This window comes from Krasilnikovia cinnamomea (assembly GCF_004217545.1).
GTDB classification, from domain to species: Bacteria; Actinomycetota; Actinomycetes; order Mycobacteriales; family Micromonosporaceae; genus Actinoplanes; species Actinoplanes cinnamomeus.
Genome location: NZ_SHKY01000001.1, coordinates 5348619 through 5369411, shown reverse-complemented (window position 1 = coordinate 5369411; position 20793 = coordinate 5348619). Strand labels below are relative to the sequence as shown.

Here is a 20793-nt window from a genome sequence, read left to right as displayed (position 1 = left end):
CCTCAGGCGCCGACGAGCTTGACCAGGTCGACCAGGCGGTTCGAGTAGCCCCACTCGTTGTCGTACCAGCCGACGACCTTGACCTGGTTGCCGATCACCTTGGTCAGGCCCGCGTCGAAGATGCACGACGCCGGGTCGGTGACGATGTCCGCCGACACGATCGGGTCCTCGGTGTACGTGAGGTAGCCCCGCAGCGCGCCCTCGGCGGCCGCCTTGACCGCGGCGTTGACCTCGTCCACCGAGGTCTCGCGGGACGCGGTGAAGGTCAGGTCGGTGGCCGAGCCGGTCGGGATCGGCACGCGCAGCGCGAAACCGTCCAGCTTGCCCTTGAGCTCCGGCATGACCAGGCCGATCGCCTTGGCGGCACCGGTCGAGGTGGGGACGATGTTCAGCGCGGCGGCGCGGGCCCGGCGCAGGTCCTTGTGCGGGCCGTCCTGCAGGTTCTGGTCCTGCGTGTACGCGTGGATCGTGGTCATCAGACCCTTCTCGATCCCGACCGCGTCGTGCAGCGCCTTGGCCATCGGGGCCAGGCAGTTGGTGGTGCAGGAGGCGTTGGAGATGACCGTGTGCTTGGCGGCGTCGTAGAGGTTGTCGTTGACGCCCATCACGATCGTGATGTCCTCGTTCTTGGCGGGCGCCGAGATGATGACCTTCTTCGCGCCGTTGTCCGCGTGCACCTTGGCCTTGGTGGCGTCGGTGAAGAAGCCGGTCGACTCGATGACCACGTCGGCGCCGACGTCCGACCACTTCAGGTTGGCCGGGTCACGGTCCGCGAACGCCTTGAACGTCTTGCCGCCCACGGTGATCTCGTCGGCGGTGGCCTTCACCTCGTGCGGCAGGCGGCCGAGGATCGAGTCGTACTTGAGCAGGTGGGCGAGGGTCGCGTTGTCGGTCAGGTCGTTGACACCGACGATCTCGATGTCGGCGCCGGAGGCGAGAACCGCCCGGAAGAAGTTGCGGCCGATACGGCCGAAGCCGTTGATGCCAACCCGGATGGTCACAGGTGGATCTCCTCGTTTCGGTCCGCCGGCGATGCGACCGGCGGAGGACTGTGTGCCGACCATTGCTCGCGGGCCGGCTGTGTGGTCCCGGCCGCCGCGCCTTACGGAGGATCCCCGCCGCCGCACGGGCGGCGGCACGGCGCGGTCGGCCCTGCTGCCGGCACCGTCGCCGTCACCCAGACCCTATCGGAGGAAAGTACGGCGCATGTCGCCGGGGCGCGACCTTACCGTTACTTCAGGTCCACGACCCGCCACGCCACGTACGGGTGATCGAGCATCGCGAATACCTCACCCGGCGCCCTGACCTGCCATGACGGGCCGCCCCGTTGGCGGTGGTACCACAGGCCGCACTGGATCTGGCCCGCGCCGGGCCGCGTCACCCCGCGGGTGCGCCGGCCCCCTGGCCGTACCTTCCGGTCCGGCGCCGCTGGCGTGATCACCGTGACCGGGCGACGGGCGTCAGCAGGCCATCATCTCCGGGGTGACGGCCGCCTCGGTGTCCGGGATGCCGAGATCGCGGGCGCGCTTGTCGGCCAGCGCCAGCAGCCGGCGGATGCGCCCGGCGATGGCGTCCTTGGTCAGCGGCGGGTCGGCCAGCGCGCCGAGTTCCTCCAGCGACGCCTGCCGGTGCTCCAGCCGCAGCCGGCCCGCGGAGGTGAGGTGGTTGGGGGCCTCGTCGGCCAGGATCTCCAGGGCTCGGGTGACCCGGGCGGCGGCGGCCACGGCGGCGCGGGCCGAGCGGCGCAGATTCGCGTCGTCAAAGTTGGCCAGCCGGTTCGCGGTGGCACGGACCTCACGGCGGACCCGGCGCTCCTCCCAGGCCAGCACGCTGGCGTGGGCGCCGATGCGGGTCAGCAGGGCGGCGATCGCGTCGCCGTCCTTGATCACGACCCGGTCCACGCCCCGGACCTCACGCTCCTTGGCGGTGATGCCGATGCGCCGGGCGGCACCGCGCAGCGCCAGCGCGGCCTCCGGGCCCGGGCAGGTGATCTCCAGGGCGCTGGAACGGCCCGGCTCGGTGAGCGAGCCGTGCGCCATGAACGCGCCCCGCCAGGCGGCGACCGCGCAGCACACGTTCGCGGACACCACATGCGGGGGAAGCCCGCGCACCGGACGCCCCCGTACGTCCAGCAGCCCGGTCTGGCGGGCCAGCGCCTCACCGTCCTTCACGATGCGCACGATGTAGTGGCTGCCCTTGCGGAGTCCGCCCGAGGCCAGCACGTGCACCTCGCTGGGGTAGCCGTACACGTCGGCGATCTCCCGCCGCAGCCGCCGTGCCACCGCGCCCGTGTCGAGCTCGGCCTCCACCACCACGCGGCCCGAGACGATGTGCAGCCCGCCCGCGAAGCGCAGCAGCGCCGCCATCTCGGCCCGGCGGCAGCACGGCTTGGGCACGTCGACCCGGCTCAGCTCGTCCTTCACCGCTGCCGTCATCGCCATCGTCGTGGTCACCTCGCGCGCCGGATCGTGAACTATGTGTGGCCGTGGTCGTCTGATGCTTAACGAGCGGCACCCAGGACAGGCACCAGTGCAACGCCCAACGACTCAGGATCATGCCTGGGGCCGCCGTCCGCAACGGCGACGGGGGCCAGCACCAGCCGCGCCCCCAGCGCCTGCGCCGCCCGGTGCACCGGTTCCGGGTCGCCCACCCATCTGGCGTCCGCCAGCACGGCGTCGACGTGCAGGCCGGGCAGGTACCAGTGCAGGGCGGCCAGGTGGTCGGCGGCCGACAGGCCGAGCGTCTCGATGTCGGCGGCGAGGTTCAGGGTCACCAGCCGCCGGGCCGGACTCTTCATGATCGCCTCGGCGAGCTGCGGCATCAGCAGGTGCGGCAGCACGCTGGTGTACCAGCTACCCGGGCCGAAGATCAGCCAGTCGGCCTCGGCGACCGCGGTCAGGGCCGCCGCGCAGGCGGGCGGCGCGGGCGGCACGAGGCGTACGGCCTCGACGTGGCCCGGGGTCACCGCGACCGCGTGCTGGCCGCGGACCGTGACCGTCTCGTCGGGCCGGCGGGGGTCGGCGCCGCGCACGTCGGCCTCGATGCCCACGGCATGCCGGGCCATCGGCAGCACCCTGCCCCGCGCCCCCACCAGCCGCCCCGCGTGCTCCAACGCCGCGACCGGGTCGCCGAGCAGCTCCATGAGGCCGACCAGCAGCAGGTTCCCGACGGTGTGCCCGGCGAGGGGATCGCGGCGGTCGACCACGCGGTCGTCACCGGGGTGGTCGAGGTGGCCACTCACGGCGAAGCGGTACTGCAGGAGCTCCGCGGTGCGCCGATGGAACGGATCCTCGTCGGCCAGGGCCGCCAGCGCCTGACGCAGGTCCCCGGGGGGCAGCGAGTCCCGCTCGGCGCGCAGCCGGCCACTGGAGCCGCCGTCGTCGCCGACCGTGACCACGGCGGTGATGTCCAGATCCAGGTCGGGTGCGGTGTGCCGTAACGCGCGCAGCGAGGCGGCGAGGCCGTGGCCGCCGCCGAACGCGACGACCTTGAGGCGGCGGGGGCCCTCCGTCACTCCCGCCCCAGGTCGCGGTGGGAGGCGAGAGCGGACAGGCGAAGGTCGCGCAACCGCGAGGTCAGCTCCTCGGCGAGGGCGACACTGCGGTGCTTGCCGCCGGTGCAGCCCACGGCCACGGTGAGGTAGCGCTTGCCCTCCCGCTCGAATCCGGATGCGGTCGAGGCGATCAGCTCCGCGTACGTGCGCACGAAGTCGCCCGCGCCGTCCTGACCCAGGACGTACCCGCTGACCGACTCCTCCAGGCCGGTGTGCTCGCGCAGCTCCGGCACCCAGAACGGGTTCGGCAGGAACCGGGCGTCCATGACGTAGTCGGCGTCCGGGGGCAGGCCGTACTTGAAGCCGAACGAGAGCACGGTGATCCGCAGCTTGCGGGCGTCCTCACCGCCGAACAGCTCCTCGACCCGGCGGCGCAGCTGGTTGACGTTGAGGTGGCTGGTGTCGATGATCACGTCCGCCTGCTCGCGGGCCTCCTCGAGCAGCTTGCGTTCCGCGGCGATGCCGTCGGCGAGCCGCCCGTCGCCCTGCAGCGGGTGTGAGCGGCGCACGCTCTCGAACCGCCGGATGAGCACCTCGTCGTCGGCGTCGACGAAGACCACCCGCGGGTGGAAGCCGCGTTCCTTGAGCGCGCGGACCGCGCCGCCCAGATCGGTGGAGAAGGCCCGGCTGCGCACGTCCAGCACCATCGCGGTACGCCGGGCGGCCCCGCCGGCCTCGAACGCGAGCTGGGCCATGTCGAGCATGAGCGCCTGGGGCAGGTTGTCGACGACGTAGAAACCGACGTTTTCCAGCGCGCGGGCGACCGTGCTGCGGCCGCCACCGGACAGCCCGGTCACCACGACCAGGTCGGTGCCGGCCTCGTCGGGGCCCGGCTCCTCCGGAGCGAACTCCGGCATGGACTCACTCACGCACGTCCTCCTGCGCTGCGCTGCGCCCGAGCTCGGGCGGACACTGCATCCTAGGCCGACCCCGCTGTACCCGGCTGCCCGGCCTGCGGTCCGATACCCGATTCGGTGGCGGATCCCTCGGCGGGCGGGTGCAGCGCGGCCAGCACCGCCTCGGCGGTACGCCGACCGATCCCGGGCACCTCGGTCACCTCCTCCGGCGTGGCCCGCGCCAGGCGCTTGAGCGACCCGAAGTGCCGCAGCAGCGCCTTGCGCCGGGTCTCCCCCAGGCCGGGGATGTTGTCCAGCGCGGAGGCCGTCATCCGCTTGGAACGACGCTGGCGGTGAAACGTGATGGCGAACCGGTGTGCCTCGTCGCGGACGCGCTGCAGCAGGTACAGCGCCTCGGAGGTACGCGGCAGGATGACGGGGAAGTCCTCGCCCGGCAGCCACACCTCCTCCAGGCGCTTGGCCAGCCCGCACAGGGCCACGTCGGTGATGCCGAGGTCGGACAGGACCGCCGCGACCGCGTTGACCTGCGGCTGACCGCCGTCCACGACGACCAGCTGCGGCGGGTACGCGAACCGTCGCGGCCGCCCGGTCAACGGGTCGATGCCCGGCAGTTCCGCGGCGGCCGGGGCCCCCTCGGCGGACACCGTCCCGTCCGCGCCTGCCAGCCCCGCGCCTGCCAGCCCCGCGCCTGCCAGCCCCGCGCCTGCCAGCCCCGCGCCTGCCAGCCCTCTGTCGGCGGTCGGCCGCGCGGGCGGGGCCGACGCGGCGCTGTCCGGCTCGGCGGCACCCGGGCCGCCGGATCCGCCCGCCTCGGCGCGGTAGCGGGCGAAGCGGCGTCGCATGACCTCGCTCATCGCGGCCAGGTCGTCGGTGCCGCTGCCGTCGGGGTTGCCGCGCACCGCGAACCGGCGGTATTCGCTCTTGCGGGCCAGTCCGTCCTCGAACACCACCATGCTGGCCACCACGTCGGTGCCCTGGATCTGCGAGACGTCGAAGCACTCGATGCGCAGCGGCGCGGACTCCAGGCCGAGGGCCTCGGCGATCTCGTCGAGTGCCTTGCTGCGGGTCGTGAGGTCACCGGCGCGGCGCAGCTTGTGCCGGGCGAGGGCCTCACCGGCGTTGCGGGCCACGGTCTCCATCAGGGCCCGCTTGTCGCCGCGTTGCGGGACCCGTAGCGTGACCCGGCTGCCCCGGTGCTCGCTGAGCCAGTCGGCCAGGGCCGGGGCGTCGGCTGGCAGCGCGGGCACGAGCAGCTCCCGGGGGACGTCGCGCTCGCCGTGCTCGTCGCCGTACACCTGGGTGCAGAAGTGGTGGACCAGGTCGCCGGTGCTCAGCTCCTCGGTCTTCTCCACCACCCAGCCGCGCTGGCCGCGCACGCGGCCGTCGCGGACGTGGAAGACCTGCACCGCGGCCTCGAGGGGGTCCTCCGCGAACGCGACGACGTCGGCGTCGGTGCCGTCGCCCAGCACCACGGTCTGCTTCTCCATCGCCCTGCGCAGGGCGGCGATGTCGTCGCGCAGCCGCGCCGCCCGCTCGAACTCCAGCTGCTCGGAAGCGTCGAGCATGTCGCGCTCAAGACGCTTGACGAACGCATCCGTGCGCCCGGCCATGAAGTCGCAGAAGTCGTCGACGATGGCCCGGTGCTCGGCGGCGCTGACCTGCCCGACACACGGGGCGGAACATTTGCCGATGTAGCCGAGCAGGCAGGGACGGCCGATCTGGCCGGCGCGTTTGAACACCCCGGCAGAGCAGGTCCGCGCGGGGAAGACCCGCAGCAGCAGGTCGAGCGTCTCCCGGATGGCCCAGGCATGCGAGTACGGCCCGAAATACCGCACGCCCTTGCGTTTGGCGCCGCGCATGACCTGCAGGCGCGGGAACTCCTCGTTGAGGGTGACGGCGAGGAACGGATACGACTTGTCGTCGCGATACTTGACGTTGAAGCGGGGGTCGAACTCCTTGATCCAGGAGAACTCGAGCTGCAGCGCCTCGACCTCGCTGCCGACCGTCACCCAGTCGACCGCCGCCGCCGTGGTGACCAACTGCTGGGTGCGCGGGTGCAGCGACCAGGTGTCAGCGAAGTAGGAATTCAGCCGATTTCGCAGGCTCTTGGCCTTGCCGACATAGATCACCCGGCCGGTCGGGTCGCGGAAGCGATACACGCCGGGGGCGTCGGGCACGGTCCCAGGCGCCGGCCGGTAGCTGGACGGGTCAGGCACGGCTCAACAGTAGTGCGTGGCCCTGACATGATTAGCCGACCGGAGGCCCGTCGCCGCCGCCACGGCGTCGGGCCTCCGGCCGGAAACTCGGGCCGTCCGGATCACTCAGGCCTTGACGATGTTGTCGCCGTCCACCTTGACCTTGGTCTCGGCCAGCGCCTTGTTCGCCGGGCCGCCCTTCGGCGAACCGTCCTCAATGGAGAACGTGCTGCCGTGGCACGGGCAGCTGATCACGCCGTCGTTGACCTTGTTGACGTCGCAGCCCGCGTGGGTGCAGGCCTTGCTGAACGCTTTGAAGGTGCCCTCGCTGGGCTGGGTGATGACCAGGTCGCCCTGGATGATGCCGCCGCCCTTGGGTACGTCGGCCACCGCGGCCAGCACCGTGGCCCCGCCGGAGTTGCCGGAGTCGCCGCCGTTGGAGTCGCCGCCGGACGGAAAGCCCGCGTCGGCACCCTTGCTACCCGCCGGGGCGGGATTGTTCTGGAAGTCGCTGCCGTTGGGGTTCGTACCGCTGCTGCCGCCCGATGTGCCGCACGCGGCCAGCAGGCAGGTGGCGCCGAGGGCACCGGCACCCGCCAGCACGGCGCGGCGGGGCGCCACTGCGCCCTGGCGGGTCGGCTCACCCTGCGGATGCGCGATGTCGGTCCTCGCCTGCACGTCAGTCATGTGTCGGTACCCTCCAGTGCCCTCGGCCGCGCCCGGACCTTACGCGGCGTTGTCTGTAGATACGCGGAATCCACCGCAGTGGTTCATGGGTCTGACCGAAATTATCCGGGCACCTCGGGCGGCGTTCTCCCCCTTTGTGGCGTTTGCGGGAGGCTTTCGGGTGGATTTCGCGGCCTCCCGTGCTTGGCCGACACAGTGACGCCGGGCCTGCGGCATGCGGGCCCGGCGTAGCTGTGTGTTACCTGAGAGCGGGAAGGTTCAGCTGTCAGCGGCGGCCCGCGACCGCGCGGCGCGCGGCTTCGCGGTAGCCGTCGCCGCACCGTTCGCCTTCGCGGTGCTCGCGGCCGCACCGTTTGCCTTTGCTCGGGTACGCGTGGCGCCGGTGGACCGGGCACCGGCGGTCGTCTTGCCGTTGCCGTTGCCGTTCGCCTTGGCGGCGCGGGCCACCGCCGCGGCGCATCCCTTCGGCTGCCCGGACAGCCCCAGGACGTGACGCAGGAAGCTGCCGGTGTGGCTTTCGGGCACCTCGGCCAACTCCTCCGGGGTGCCGGTGGCCAGCACGAGCCCGCCCTTGCTGCCGCCTTCCGGGCCCATGTCGATCAGCCAGTCCGCGGTCTTGATCACATCGAGGTTGTGCTCGATGACGATCACCGTGTTGCCCTTGTCAACCAGCCCACCGAGCACCGTAAGCAGCTTGCGGATGTCCTCGAAGTGCAGGCCGGTGGTCGGCTCGTCGAGCACGTACACGGTGCGGCCCGTGGAGCGCTTCTGCAGTTCCGAGGCCAGCTTGACGCGCTGCGCCTCGCCGCCGGACAGAGTGGGGGCGGGCTGGCCGAGCCGTACGTAGCCCAGACCCACGTCCACCAGGGTGCGCAGGTGACGGTGGATCGCCGGGATCGCGGAGAAGAACTCCGCCGCCTCCTCGATCGGCATCTCCAGCACCTCGGAGATCGTGCGCCCCTTGTAGTGCACCTCCAGGGTCTCCCGGTTGTACCGGGCGCCCTTGCACACCTCGCACGGGACGTAGACGTCCGGCAGGAAGTTCATCTCGATCTTGATCGTGCCGTCGCCCGCGCAGTTCTCGCAGCGGCCGCCCTTGACGTTGAAGGAGAACCGGCCCGGGCCGTACCCGCGCACCTTCGCCTCGGTCGTCTCGGCGAACAACTTGCGGATGTTGTCGAACACCCCGGTGTAGGTGGCCGGGTTCGACCGTGGGGTACGCCCGATCGGCGACTGGTCGACCCCCACCACCTTGTCGACGTGCTCCAGCCCGGTGACGCGGGTGTGCCGGCCGGGCACCATCCGGGCGCCGTTGATCTGGTTGGCCAGCACGGTGTGCAGGATGTCGTTGACCAGCGTCGACTTGCCCGAGCCGCTGACCCCGGTGACCGCGACGAACTGCCCCAGCGGGAAGCCCACCGTCAGGTTGCGCAGGTTGTGCTCGCGGGCGCCCTGCACCACCAGCTCCCGGCCGGTCACGCGGGGACGGCGGACCATCGGAGTGGGTATCGACTTGCGCCCGGACAGGTACGCCCCGGTCGGCGACTCCTTGCTGTCCAGCAGGCCCTGCACCGGCCCGCTGTGCACGATCCGCCCGCCGTGTTCACCCGCGCCCGGGCCGATGTCGACGACCCAGTCCGCGGTCCGGATGGTGTCCTCGTCGTGCTCGACCACGATCAGCGTGTTGCCGAGCTTCTTGAGCCGCACCAGCGTCTCGATGAGCCGGTGGTTGTCCCGCTGATGCAGGCCGATGGACGGTTCGTCCAGCACGTACAGCACGCCGACCAGGCCGGAGCCGATCTGGGTGGCCAGCCGGATCCGCTGCGCCTCGCCGCCGGACAGGGTGCCGGCACCGCGGTCGAGCGACAGGTAGTCCAGACCCACGTCGACGAGGAACCGCAGCCGGGCGTTGATCTCCTTGAGCACCCGCTCGGCGATCATCTTCTGCCGGCCGTCGAGCTCGATCGTGGCCAGCAGCTCGGCGCAGTCGCCCACCGACAGCGAGCACACCTCGGCGATGCTCTTGCCGGCGATCGTCACCGCCAGGACCTCGGGCTTGAGCCGGGCCCCACCGCACGACGGGCACGGCACGTCGCGCATGTACCCCTCGTACTTGTCCCGGGACCAGTCGCTCTCGGTGTCGGCGTGGCGGCGTTCGAGCCACTGCACCACACCCTCGAAGCCCGTGTAGTAGGACCGCTCCCGGCCGTACTTGTTGCGGTAGCGGACGTGGACCTGGTCGTCGGAGCCGTACAGGATCGTCTTCTGCGCCCGGGCCGGCAGCTGCCGCCACGGGGTGTCGATGCTGAACTTCTCCTGCTCGCCGAGCGCCTCCAGCAACCGCAGGAAGTACTCCAGGGTGGTGCCGCCCGACCACGGCTGGATCGCGCCCTCGCGCAGGCTGCGCTCCACGTCCGGGATGATCAGCTCCGGGTCGACCTCCTTGCGGGTGCCCAGCCCGGTGCACTCCGGGCAGGCGCCGTAGGGAGCGTTGAAGGAGAACACCCGCGGTTCGAGATCCTCGATCGCGAGTGGGTGGTCGTTGGGGCAGGCCAGGTGCTCGGAGAAGCGCCGCTCCCGGTGCGGGTCGTCCTCCGGCAGGTCGACGAAGTCGAGCAGCACCATGCCCCCGGACAGTTGCAGGGCACTCTCCACCGAGTCGGTGAGGCGCTGCTTGCTGCCCGATTTCACGCTGAGCCGGTCGACCACCACCTCGATGGTGTGTTTCTCCTGCTTCTTCAGCTTCGGCGGCTCGGTGAGCGGGTGCACCACCCCGTCGACGCGGGCGCGGGCGTAGCCCTTGGACTGCAACTCGCCGAAGAGGTCGACATACTCGCCCTTGCGGCCGCGCACCACGGGGGCCAGCACCATGAAGCGGGTGCCGTCGGGCATCGCGAGGACCCGGTCGACGATCTGCTGCGGGGTCTGCCGGCTGATCCGCTCCCCGCACACGGGGCAGTGCGGGATACCGGTACGGGCGAACAGCAGCCGCAGGTAGTCGTAGACCTCCGTGATCGTGCCGACCGTGGAGCGCGGGTTGCGGGAGGTCGACTTCTGGTCGATGGAGACCGCCGGTGACAGACCCTCGATGAAGTCGACGTCGGGTTTGTCCATCTGGCCGAGGAACTGCCGCGCGTACGACGACAGGGACTCGACGTAGCGGCGCTGGCCCTCGGCGAAGATCGTGTCGAAGGCGAGGCTGGACTTGCCGGAGCCGGACAACCCGGTGAACACGATGAGGGCGTCCCGGGGCAGGTCGAGGTTGACGTCGCGCAGATTGTGCTCACGCGCGCCGCGGATGATCAGTCGGTCGGCCACAGCCAGCCACTCCGTCTAGGGTCTTCGGGGTCTTGGTCTTCGGTCCGGGCTTCAGTCGCGGCAACTCTAGCCACGGGGTACGACAAGTTCCGCCGGCCTAGGTGCAGCGCCCCGCAGTTGCTGCACATTCCCCCAGATCGGCCACCCCAGACGTCACCCGGGCGGGGCGACCGCCAGATCTCGGACGTCCCACACCTGCACGCCGCCGATCCTCTGCGGGGAGCGCCCCAGCAGGTCAGTCAGCGTCGCCGCCAGCAGGTCCGCCTTGTCGCTGCCGGGCACCAGCACCACCGCGTCGGCACGCCAGAAGCTCAGGTCGGTGCGCGCGGCCCGCCGGTCGACGGGCGTCAGCACCGGCCGGATGCCGTACTCGCGCACCCAGTCCAGCAGCACCGTGCTGGCGCGCGGCGGCGCATGCCACGAGCCGGTCTCGTCGCTGGGCGGGTCGGCCGGGCCCATGAAGTAGCCGCCCGGCACCGCGAACTCCAGCCCCGACAGGGCGGCCCAGCGCATCCCCGCCCGCCCGTGGGTCACCTCGGGCAGCGGCACCGGCACCAGGGTCCGGTCGGCGCTCACGTACTGCCGCCAGGTGCCCTGGGTGAGAAACGGCGGCAGCGGGTCGGCGCCCACGATGGGCAACGGCTTGGGCAGGACCGGCACCAGCGCCACGGCCAGCCCGGCCCAGAACGCGACCCGCCGCCGGTGCGGGTAGTCCCGGATCCGGTCGGCCGCCAACGCGATCAGCACCCCCACGAGCGTCGCACTGACCATCGCGAACCGGGTCACGCTCACCAGGTCCAGGATCGGCACGTGGCTGATCAGCCCGAACGGCAGCGGGATGCCGGTGTCGTGCCCGGCGACGCGCAACTGCGGGCCCAGCGACATCACGAGCAGGACCGCGCCGGCCAGCGCGGTGGCCCGCGCCGCCGCCGAGCGCCACAGCATGACCACCATCACACCCAGCATGATCAGCATCGGTACGCCGAAGAAGGTGTTCTCCTCGGTCGCGCTGACACTGACCGCGCGGGCCAGGGCGGCGTTGCCGGCCAGTGACTGCCGCGCGTACGCGCCGAGGGAGAGCAGGTCGGTCACGTACTGGTCCGGCGGGAACGGCTGCCCGTGATAGCTGCCCGCGCCGAAGAACTGGTGCCACAGCGGGTACGCCAGCAGCGCCCCCGCCGCCGCGGCGGCGACACCCAGCCCCGCGACGAACCGGCGCCACACCGCCACGGCCTCGCGCCGCCGCTGCACCGCGTACGCCAGCGCGAACACGCCCAGCGCCAGCGCCGTGAACAGCAGCGTCTCCTCGTTGATGAAGGCCTGCACCGTGATGAGCAGCGCGAGCGCCAGCCCGCCGCGCACCACCCGCCCCGGCTCGCGCAGCCGCAGCACCTGCCACACGATGAACGGCACCACGAACTGGCAGACGAAGTTCACATGCCCGTTGGCGTGCGACACCATGGCCGGCGCGAACCCGCACCACAGACCACCCAACCAGGCGGCCAGGCGGCCCCGGACCAGCCGGGTGAACAGCCAGTACCAGGCCGCGGCGGTGCCCGCCAGGCCAAGGGTGAGCAGCAACGCCACCGACACCCCGGCGCCCAGTAGGTGGGTGACCGGCGCGGCCGGCAGGCTGAGGGCCAGCACCGAGGTGTTCGCCATCATGTTCACCCCGGCCGGGGCGTTGAGCCGGTCGCTGACCAGCAGGTCGGCGCCGTGGAACACGACCCGCTCACCGTGCGCGATCATGAACAGGAAGACGCCGTGGTCGTCGTCGTTGGCGGACAGCACCCGCCCGTTCGGGTCGCGCCACAGCTGCAGCAGCACCAGCACCGCCAGCGCGAGGTAGCTCAGCAGGGCACCCGGGCCGGCCAGCCGCCGCCAGCGCCCTACGGACGCACCGGGCACCGGCGCGACGGGCTCCGGGGTTCCGGGCTCCGCCCGCCCGTCGACCGCCTCGGTGACCGCGTGCACCGCAGCATTCTGCCAGGCAGCCGACCCCGGCGTCAGGACAGGGCCCGGTGACGCGCGCCCCCGCCGACGGTGCCCCGCAGCCCGATCTCCCGGATCCCGGGCGTATCCAGGACAGCACCGCCGCCCGGCACCGGAACGAGCCTCCGGCCCGCCCCCGGTTCAGCGTCGCCGCCACCGCCGCGGACCTCCCGTACCGGCATCACGGTGGCCCCGGCCAGCGCGTCGACCAGCGTCGATTTGCCGGCGCCCGCCGGACCGAGCAGTGCCAGCGTGCGCCCCGGCCCGAGCAGTGCGCGCACCGCGGTCAGCCCGTCGCCGCGCGACGCGCTGACCGGCAACACGGGTACGCCCGGCGCCACGGCGGCCACCCGCCGGGTGATCGCGTCGAGGTCTGGGGCGGCGTCCGACTTCGACAGCACCACCACCGGCCGCGCCCCGGACGCCCCGGCCAGGGCCAGCAGGCGTTCGACCCGGGCGTCGTCGGCGCGGGGACTGATCGGCTCGACCACCGCGACGGTGTCCATGTTGGCGGCCAGCACCGGCCCCGCGGCACCGGCGTCCCCGGCGGGTCCGAGCAGTGCCGTGCGGCGGGGCAGCACGTACTCGACCGTGGTGCGGCGGTCCGGCCAGCGCCGCAGCACCACCCAGTCGCCCGGGCACGGCAGCCGGGCCGGATCCGCGGCGGCGCAGATGAGCACCGGGCCGCCCAGGCTGGCCCGTCCCACCCCGGCGGCGTCCAGGACGGTGCAGACGCCGCGGTCGGCCCGCAGCACCCGGGCGGGCACCGTGTCGGCACGGTCGAACTGCCGATAGGCGTCGGCGAAGCCATCGTCCCAGCCCAGGAGGGACAGATCCGACACGCTGCCTACCTCCTTCGGGGGCTCGATCGACGGGTCTGCACAGACCGTACGGTCACCGCTACGCCCGGGAAAGCGAATTCCGGTGCCGGGTTGTCGGTGCCGACCAGTAGGGTTCAAGCCATGTCGGCCACTTCCTGGCAACCCCCGGCACACCCACCCCTGACCGCGGACCAGCCGCACTACGACACTCGGGGCGTCCGGTCATGATCGCGCCCTTCCCCGCCCGCCCGCGCGACCCTCGGTGCGATCCGTCATGACGGTCGATCCGCTCGCGCTGATGACCGACGTGGAGGAGGCGACGCAGCGCCTGCTGCGCGCCGCCGAGTCCCTCGACGACGATGCCGTCGCCGCGCCGTCCGAGCTGGCGGGCTGGACCCGGGGCCACGTCCTGACCCACCTGGCACGCCAGGCGGACGCCATCACCAACCTGCTCACCTGGGCGCGCACCGGCGTCGAGACACCGGCGTACGCCTCACCGGCGGCTCGCGTGGAGGGCATCGAGGCCGGGGCCGAGCGACCCCTGGCCGACCAGCTCGCCGACCTGCGCGCCGCGCACGAACGGATGGCCGACGCGGCCGCCGCCATGCCCGCCGAGGCGTGGACGTTCCACATCCCCGGCCGCAACCAGCTCGCCGCCGCCCTGCCCTGGGTACGCCTGCGGGAGGTGGAGGTGCACCACGTGGATCTCGGTGCCGGGTACACCCCCACGGACTGGTCCGAAGCGTTCGCCCTGCGGCTGCTGCGCGAGATCGTGGGCGGCGCGGGCGCCGACGCGCCCGCGCTGGTGCTGCGCCCGTTCGGTCTGGACCATGAGCTGGTCATCGGTGACCGCGCCACGGCCCCGGTGGTCAGCGGCCCGACCCGGTCCCTGGCGGCGTGGCTCGCCGGACGCGGCGACGGCGCCGACCTCACGGTCTCCCCCGACGGTGCGCTGCCGACCCCGGCGACCTGGATGTGAGCTGATCCACGTCGCCGGCCAAGGGGTTCCGGCCGTTCACCGCGCTACGGCAGGGATTCCACGCGGCCCAACGCGGCCATGATCTGCGCAGCCTCCACGGGCAGCGAGAACATCGGGTAGTCGTAGGCGATCGCGTTGTCGTGCTCCTCGGCCGAGGTCGCCGCCGTGCAGTCGGTCAACGTGATCACCCGGTAGCCGTTCTCGTACGCGCTGCGCATCGTGGACTCGACACAACAGTTGGTGAGGAAGCCACCCAGGATCACCGTCGTGATGCCCCGGCTGCGCAGAATGAAGTCGAGGTTCGTGCTGGCGAACGTGTCCAGCCCACGTTTGCCCTCGACGAGGATGTCCCCTTCGGCCGGTGCGAGAACGTCCACGATGGCCGCACCCCACGTGCCCTTGACGAACGCGTTGCCGTCCACCACGCCCTTGAGGATCCCGTACGGATGCCGGCTCAACTCGCCGTACCCGGGAGCGAACGTGATCGGCGCATGCATGATCGTGACACCGGCCGCCCGGGCCGCCTCCACCAGCGCCACGGTCTTCGGCAGCATCCCGGTCTTGTCCATCACCGCCGCCACGGCGCCGTGCAGGGCACCACCGTCCGAGGTGAACTCATTCTGGTACTCGATGAGCACGAGCGCGGTCGTGGCGGGATCCAGGTGCAACGTGTCGGACACGGCTCAACCCCCAGCGAAGATGCGGACGCGGTGACCTCAGGTGTCCATGCAAACACACCGCCACACCGTCCGCCCTCAGCTGAAGGGCTCCGTCGCGGCGCGCCGCCGAACCTAGACTGGGCGACACCCCCGCCGGCGCCTGGCGGCGGGTGGACGGTGGCGAACACGCGCGGAGGTGCCGGTGGACCTACGACATGAACCCCTGCGCTGGCACCCCACGCCGGACCCCTCCCCCGCCGGGTGGCCACCACCACCGCCCGGCGACGCCGGCCCGACCGTGCCCGGCTGGCTTGAGGAACGGCTGTTCGACCAGCGGATCGTCATGCTTCGCGGCCCGCTGACCGGGCAGTCCGCCACCGGCGTCGCGGCCGCCCTGCTGACCCTCGACGCGACCGGGCCCGCCCCGGTGCAGGTGCACATGGCCAGCTCCGGCGGCGAACTGGGCGCGGCCCTGTCGATCGTCGATGTCATCGACGCGATGACGGCACCGGTGCATGCGGTGGTCACCGGGGAGGCGGGCGGGGCCGTGCTGGCGGTGCTGGCGGCGGCACGGACCCGGGTGGCGTACCGGCACGCACGGTTCCGGCTGGCCGAGCCGCACGCGGCCGGGGTCACCGGCACGGCGGACGAGGTCGCGGCGGCCGCCGGCCAGCACCTGCGCGAACTCGAGGAGGTCGTGCTGCGGCTCGCCGGCCTGACCGGGCAGTCACGCACCCGGATCGAGGACGACCTGGCGGCCGGGCGCAGCCTGACGGCGGCGCAGGCGCGCGACTACGGACTCATCGACACGGTGATCGGCGAGGACACCGACTCGGCCTGAGGTCGTTGCGCCGCGCGAAGCGCAAAAAGGCGCGAACCCGTTCGGGTTCGCGCCTTTTCAGGTACGAGTTACTCGGCGACCTTGACGCCCATCGAGCGGGCCGTACCGGCGACGACCTTGATCGCGGCCTCGACGTCGTTGGCGTTGAGGTCGGGCAGCTTGCGCTCCGCGATCGTACGGACCTGCTCGGCGGACAGGGTGCCCACCGTCTGGGTCAGCGGGTTCGACGCGCCGGACTGGATCCCGAGCGCCTTACGGATCAGGAAGCTCGTCGGCGGGGTCTTGTAGGTCAGCTGGTGGCTGCGGTCCTCGAAGACCGTGACGACGACCGGAATGATCTCCCCGCGCTGGTTGGCGGTGGCCTCGTCGTACTCAACCTTGACCGCCCGCATGTTGGCGCCGGTCGGGCCGAGCATCTTGCCGAGGTCGACCATCGCGGCGTTGCCCGCCTCCAGCGCGAGGGTCACCACGTGGGTCTTCTTCTTGGGCGGCATTGCTTCAGGGCTCCTTCGTGTGTGCTGCACGGGCCGAAGTAGGGAGCGCCGCCAGCATCTGAACGCACAACAACCCCGAGACCTTACAGCCGCGCCCACGAAGTGGTCAAAACGGCGTTAGTCCCGGGTAGCGCCCACCAGTGTAACCCGGCCGGGGTGGGCCCCGTGGGCGGCCCTCAACCGCTGGTCAATGACAGATCGTCCGCGAGGAACCATTCCCCGGAATCGAGGTCCCGCGCATACACCGCCAGGGAGAGGCTGCCCCCGGAGCGCGCGGCGGTGAGCTGCACCGAAACCCGCGGAACCAGCCCCAGTCCTCGCCGTGGCACCCGTTGGCTGCCCCGGCTGAACCGGGAGTCTGCCGCCGGCCGGGCTCGTCGGTGCGGGTCGCCGTGCGGTCAGTACCGGTCGCAGTAGCAGGACGCCATCAACGACCGGACCGAGTCGACGTACTCGGGATTGGGCAGTTGCTTGTCGCCCAACGCCGCCTCGGCCGTGCCGAACCCGGCGTTGTACGCGGCGATCACCACGTTGAGCAGGCACACGCTGGAGTGGCTGCGGCAGTCGCTGGCCTTGAGGCTGTAGTTCTCCTTGAAGTACTTGTCGCCGAAGTACTTCGTCAGCCAGGCCAGGTAGTTGGCGCCGAGGACGGCGTTCTGGCGGTAGTCGTGGGCGTCGAACGCCTGCCCGAACCGGTCGTTGATCATCTTTTGGGTGTCGGGCATGACCTGCATGAGCCCGCGCCCGCCGTCGCAGTTGACGATGTCGGACTGCCAGCCGCTCTCGTGCCATGCGGTCGCCAGCACGAGCCGGGCCGGCAGCTTCAGCGACGGCGCCGACGTCGGCCAGTAGGACTTGCCCGCCGCGGCGTTCAGCGCCGATTTCGCCTTCGACTTGGAGACCTTGACGCCCTCGTGCTTGGCGCACGCGGGCGCCTGGAAGTTGTTCGGATCCTCGGTGGGTGCCGCTTTGGTCTTGGTCTTGGCCTTCGGCTTGGTCGGTGCGGTCCGCGACGCCGTCGGCGACGCCGTGCTGGGCTCCGGGGCGGGTGACTCGGTCACCACCGGCACGACCGGCTCCGACGAGGCCAGATCCACCGGCGCGGGCGCCGCGCTCCCGGCGTTGTCGTCGTGCCGGCCAAGCCCGCACCCGGCCGCTAGCACCACCGCGACCACCGCCCCCACGACCCAGCCCGCACGACTCACCGCTACGCCTGCCATCGACCAGATCCTCCCCGTAAACGATCGACGGACGACGCTATCAGCACGTCACACGGTTGCGCCGCCCCAAAAACGGACATTCGACTCACAGCCGGAAACGGTCACCGCGTGCGACCCCGGGACGCCATCGGCAACCTGACTCCGTGACAATGGGGGCATGCAGACCCGCACCGACCTACGCAACGTCGCCATCATCGCCCACGTCGACCATGGCAAAACCACCCTGGTCGACGCCATGCTGCGCCAGGGGAGCCAGTCCCACGCGCGGGGCGAGATGGCCGACCGCGTCATGGACTCCATGGACCTGGAGCGGGAAAAGGGCATCACGATCCTCGCCAAGAACACGGCGATCAGCTACCAGCCCGCCGACGGCCCGCCTGTCACCATCAACATCATCGACACCCCCGGCCACGCCGACTTCGGCGGCGAGGTCGAGCGCGGCCTGACCATGGTCGACGGGGTCGTCCTGCTGGTCGACGCCAGCGAGGGCCCGCTGCCGCAGACCCGGTTCGTGCTCCGCAAGGCGCTGCACGCGAAGCTGCCGATCATCCTGGTGATCAACAAGGTGGACCGGCCCGACGCCCGGATCAAGGAGGTCGTCGACGAGACGTACGAGCTCTTCCTCGACCTCGACGCCGACGAGCACCAGATCGAGTTCCCGATCGTCTACGCCTGCGCCCGCGACGGCATCGCCTCGCTGACCCAGCCCAAGGACGGCACCGTCCCGGACGACAGCACCGACCTCGAGGTGCTGTTCAGCACCATCCTCGACACCATCCCGGCACCGACGTACACCGAGGGCGCGCCGCTGCAGGCGCACGTCGTCAACCTCGACGCCTCGCCGTTCCTCGGGCGTCTCGCGCTGTGCCGCGTGCACGAGGGCACCATCAGCAAGGGCCAGACCGTCGCCTGGTGCAAGACCGACGGCACGATCAGCAACGTACGCATCTCCGAGCTGCTGATCACCGAGGGCCTGGAGCGCAAGCCCGCCGAGAGCGCCGGTCCCGGCGACATCATGGCGGTCGCCGGCATCGCCGACATCATGATCGGTGAGACCCTCGCCGACGCGGCGGACCCGAAGCCGCTGCCGCTGATCCAGGTCGACGAGCCGGCCATCTCCATGGTCATCGGCACGAACACGTCACCGCTGGTCGGCAAGGTCAAGGGCGGCAAGGTCACCGCCCGCATGGTCAAGGACCGGCTCGACAAGGAGCTGGTCGGCAACGTGTCGCTGCGGGTGCTGCCCACCGAGCGCCCGGACGCCTGGGAGGTCCAGGGCCGCGGCGAGCTGGCCCTCGCGATCCTCGTCGAGCAGATGCGCCGCGAGTCCTACGAGCTGACCGTCGGCAAGCCGCAGGTGGTCACCAGGATCATCGACGGCAAGGTGCACGAGCCGGTCGAGCGGCTCACCATCGACGCCCCCGACGAGTACATGGGCGCGATCACCCAGCTGCTGTCCACCCGCAAGGGCCGGATGGAAGAGCTGATCAACCACGGCACCGGCTGGCTGCGCATGGAATGGCTGGTGCCCGCCCGGGGCCTCATCGGATTCCGTACGGAGTTCCTCACCGAGACCCGCGGCACCGGCATCATGCACCACCTGTTCGAGGACTACGAGCCGTGGTTCGGCGAGCTGCGCACCCGCCAGAACGGCTCGCTGGTCGCCGACCGGGCCGGCGTGGTCACCGCGTTCGCGATGACCAACCTGCAGGAACGCGGCCAGCTCTTCGTCGAGCCGACCGTCGAGGTGTACGAGGGCATGATCGTCGGCGAGAACAGCCGCCAGGACGACATGGACGTCAACATCACCAAGGAGAAGAAGCTCACCAACATGCGCTCGTCGACCGCGGACGAGACCGAGAAGCTGATCCCGCCGCGCAAGCTGTCGCTGGAGCAGGCCCTCGAGTTCTGCCGCGAGGACGAATGCGTCGAGGTGACGCCCGCCGCGGTGCGCATCCGCAAGGTGGTGCTCGATCAGCAGACCCGCGGCCGGGCTGCGGCCCGCCGCAAGCACCAGCAGTGACGCCGGCGGGGTGCGGGCGTACGCGCCCGCACCCCGCCGCGCCTACGCGTTGATCAGTTCCTTGCGGCGGTCGCGCGACGACTTGGCCAGGCTGGCGACCGTGGCCACGGCCAGGGTGCCGATGATGGCCAGCAGCGACAGCCAGATTGGGATCTCGGGCGCCCACGGCACCCCTTGCCCGCCGTTGATGAACGGCACCTGGTTGGTGTGCAGCGCCTCGAGGACCAGCTTGACGCCGATGAAGCCCAGCACCACCGCGAGCCCGATGTTGAGGTAGACCAGCCGCTGCAGCAGGCCGCCGAGCAGGAAGTACAGCTGGCGCAGGCCCATCAGCGCGAACACGTTCGCGGTGAAGACCAGGTACGGCTCCTTGGTGATGCCGAAGATCGCCGGGATCGAGTCCAGGGCGAAGATCAGATCGGTGGTCCCGATCGCGATCATCACGATCAGCATCGGCGTGAACATCCGCTGGCCAGTGGTGGCGATCATCGTCATGCGCCCGCTGTCGTACGAGCTCGACACCGGGAAGGCGCGCTTGGCCCAGCGGATGAGGACGTTCTCCTTGAAGTCGTCCTCGTCGTTCTCGCCCTGCCGGACCAGCGTGATCGCCGTGTAGACCAGGAACGCACCGAAGAGGTAGAAGATCCACGAGAACTGTGCGATCAGCGCGGCTCCGGCGGCGATGAAGGCGCCACGCATGAGCAAAGCCAGCACGATGCCGATGAGCAGTACCTTCTGCTGGAACTGCCGGGGCACCGCGAACCGGGCCATGATCAGCACGAAGACGAAGAGGTTGTCGACCGACAGGCTGTACTCGGTCAGCCAGCCGGTGTAGAACTCGCCCGCGTACCGGGCGCCGAACCAGGCCCACACGCCGAGGCCGAACAGCAGGGCAAGACCGATATACAGGGTGACCCAGCCGCCCGCCTCGCGCATACTCGGCTCATGTGGGCGTCGGCCCACGATCAGCAGGTCTACGGCGAGAACTGCGGCCAGCGCGACCAGGGTGACGATCCACGCCCAGGCAGAAACGTTCAAAGCTAAACCTCCGGCAGACACGATGCGTCGCCACGCCGTCGGTTCGACGGAGCGCAGCGACGTGCGACTGTCGGAGGTCTCTTCCGCCACGCCCTTCGGGGGGACGCGACCACCGG

14 protein-coding genes and 2 pseudogenes are annotated in these 20793 nt (G+C 71.2%); 3 read left to right on the top strand and 13 right to left on the bottom strand.

Annotation, left to right across the window (positions count from 1 at the left end):
* Nucleotides 1-2: 2 nt before the first annotated feature.
* From gap to rsgA, 9 genes and pseudogenes are all read right to left on the bottom strand, one after another.
* Nucleotides 3-1001: a type I glyceraldehyde-3-phosphate dehydrogenase gene (gene gap, locus EV385_RS24545; RefSeq protein ID WP_130511593.1), complete on the bottom strand. Its 999-nt coding sequence runs from the start codon at nucleotides 999-1001 to the stop codon at nucleotides 3-5.
* Between the two features lie 459 nt (nucleotides 1002-1460).
* On the bottom strand, nucleotides 1461-2441 hold the full coding sequence (whiA, locus tag EV385_RS24540; protein ID WP_130511592.1) for a DNA-binding protein WhiA: 981 nt from the start codon (nucleotides 2439-2441) through the stop codon (nucleotides 1461-1463).
* Between the two features lie 59 nt (nucleotides 2442-2500).
* Entirely contained in the window at nucleotides 2501-3514 is a 1014-nt protein-coding gene (locus EV385_RS24535) for a gluconeogenesis factor YvcK family protein (protein WP_130511591.1), read from the bottom strand.
* Complete coding sequence (gene rapZ, locus EV385_RS24530) at nucleotides 3511-4410, bottom strand: RNase adapter RapZ (RefSeq protein ID WP_130513534.1); 900 nt, start codon at nucleotides 4408-4410, stop codon at nucleotides 3511-3513. The genes EV385_RS24535 and rapZ overlap by 4 nt, the downstream gene beginning before the upstream one ends.
* A 62-nt stretch (nucleotides 4411-4472) precedes the next feature.
* Entirely contained in the window at nucleotides 4473-6626 is a 2154-nt protein-coding gene (gene uvrC / locus EV385_RS24525; RefSeq protein ID WP_130511590.1) for an excinuclease ABC subunit UvrC, read from the bottom strand.
* A gap of 105 nt (nucleotides 6627-6731) precedes the next feature.
* The gene (locus EV385_RS24520; protein WP_130511589.1) at nucleotides 6732-7292 is read right to left on the bottom strand and encodes a Rieske (2Fe-2S) protein; all 561 of its coding nucleotides are present in this window, start codon (nucleotides 7290-7292) and stop codon (nucleotides 6732-6734) included.
* Between the two features lie 375 nt (nucleotides 7293-7667).
* A pseudogene (uvrA, locus tag EV385_RS24515) lies at nucleotides 7668-10610 on the bottom strand (excinuclease ABC subunit UvrA); the annotation flags it as partial.
* A 153-nt stretch (nucleotides 10611-10763) separates the two neighbouring features.
* Complete coding sequence (locus EV385_RS24510; RefSeq protein ID WP_423203130.1) at nucleotides 10764-12518, bottom strand: hypothetical protein; 1755 nt, start codon at nucleotides 12516-12518, stop codon at nucleotides 10764-10766.
* Nucleotides 12457-13444, bottom strand: a pseudogene (gene rsgA / locus EV385_RS24505) (GTPase RsgA); the annotation flags it as partial. The pseudogene rsgA and the gene EV385_RS24510, both read right to left, overlap by 62 nt.
* 253 nt (nucleotides 13445-13697) lie before the next feature.
* On the opposite strand from rsgA, the gene EV385_RS24500 reads away from it, so the two are divergent.
* Nucleotides 13698-14402 carry a maleylpyruvate isomerase family mycothiol-dependent enzyme gene (locus EV385_RS24500; protein WP_130511585.1) on the top strand — a complete coding sequence of 235 codons (705 nt, stop codon included), beginning with the start codon at nucleotides 13698-13700 and terminating at the stop codon, nucleotides 14400-14402.
* A gap of 44 nt (nucleotides 14403-14446) precedes the next feature.
* Here EV385_RS24500 and EV385_RS24495 read toward each other — a convergent pair whose 3' ends face one another.
* A complete protein-coding gene (locus tag EV385_RS24495) occupies nucleotides 14447-15082 on the bottom strand; it encodes a cysteine hydrolase family protein (RefSeq protein ID WP_130511584.1) in 636 nt (211 codons plus the stop codon).
* A 181-nt stretch (nucleotides 15083-15263) separates the two neighbouring features.
* Here EV385_RS24495 and EV385_RS24490 point away from each other — a divergent pair, with 181 nt between their 5' ends.
* The gene (locus EV385_RS24490) at nucleotides 15264-15902 is read left to right on the top strand and encodes an ATP-dependent Clp protease proteolytic subunit (RefSeq protein ID WP_130511583.1); all 639 of its coding nucleotides are present in this window, start codon (nucleotides 15264-15266) and stop codon (nucleotides 15900-15902) included.
* 68 nt (nucleotides 15903-15970) lie between these two features.
* Here the strand turns inward: EV385_RS24490 and EV385_RS24485 are convergent, their stop codons facing one another.
* Both EV385_RS24485 and EV385_RS24480 read right to left on the bottom strand, forming a co-directional pair.
* Nucleotides 15971-16396 carry an uL11 family ribosomal protein gene (locus EV385_RS24485; protein WP_130511582.1) on the bottom strand — a complete coding sequence of 142 codons (426 nt, stop codon included), beginning with the start codon at nucleotides 16394-16396 and terminating at the stop codon, nucleotides 15971-15973.
* 398 nt (nucleotides 16397-16794) lie between these two features.
* The gene (locus EV385_RS24480; protein WP_130511581.1) at nucleotides 16795-17616 is read right to left on the bottom strand and encodes a lytic transglycosylase domain-containing protein; all 822 of its coding nucleotides are present in this window, start codon (nucleotides 17614-17616) and stop codon (nucleotides 16795-16797) included.
* Nucleotides 17617-17773: 157 nt separating this feature from the next.
* On the opposite strand from EV385_RS24480, the gene typA reads away from it, so the two are divergent.
* Complete coding sequence (typA, locus tag EV385_RS24475) at nucleotides 17774-19639, top strand: translational GTPase TypA (protein ID WP_130511580.1); 1866 nt, start codon at nucleotides 17774-17776, stop codon at nucleotides 19637-19639.
* A 42-nt stretch (nucleotides 19640-19681) separates the two neighbouring features.
* Here the strand turns inward: typA and EV385_RS24470 are convergent, their stop codons facing one another.
* Nucleotides 19682-20677 (bottom strand): TerC family protein, encoded by a 996-nt coding sequence (locus EV385_RS24470; protein ID WP_130511579.1) that lies wholly within the window; start codon nucleotides 20675-20677, stop codon nucleotides 19682-19684.
* Nucleotides 20678-20793 lie beyond the last annotated feature (116 nt).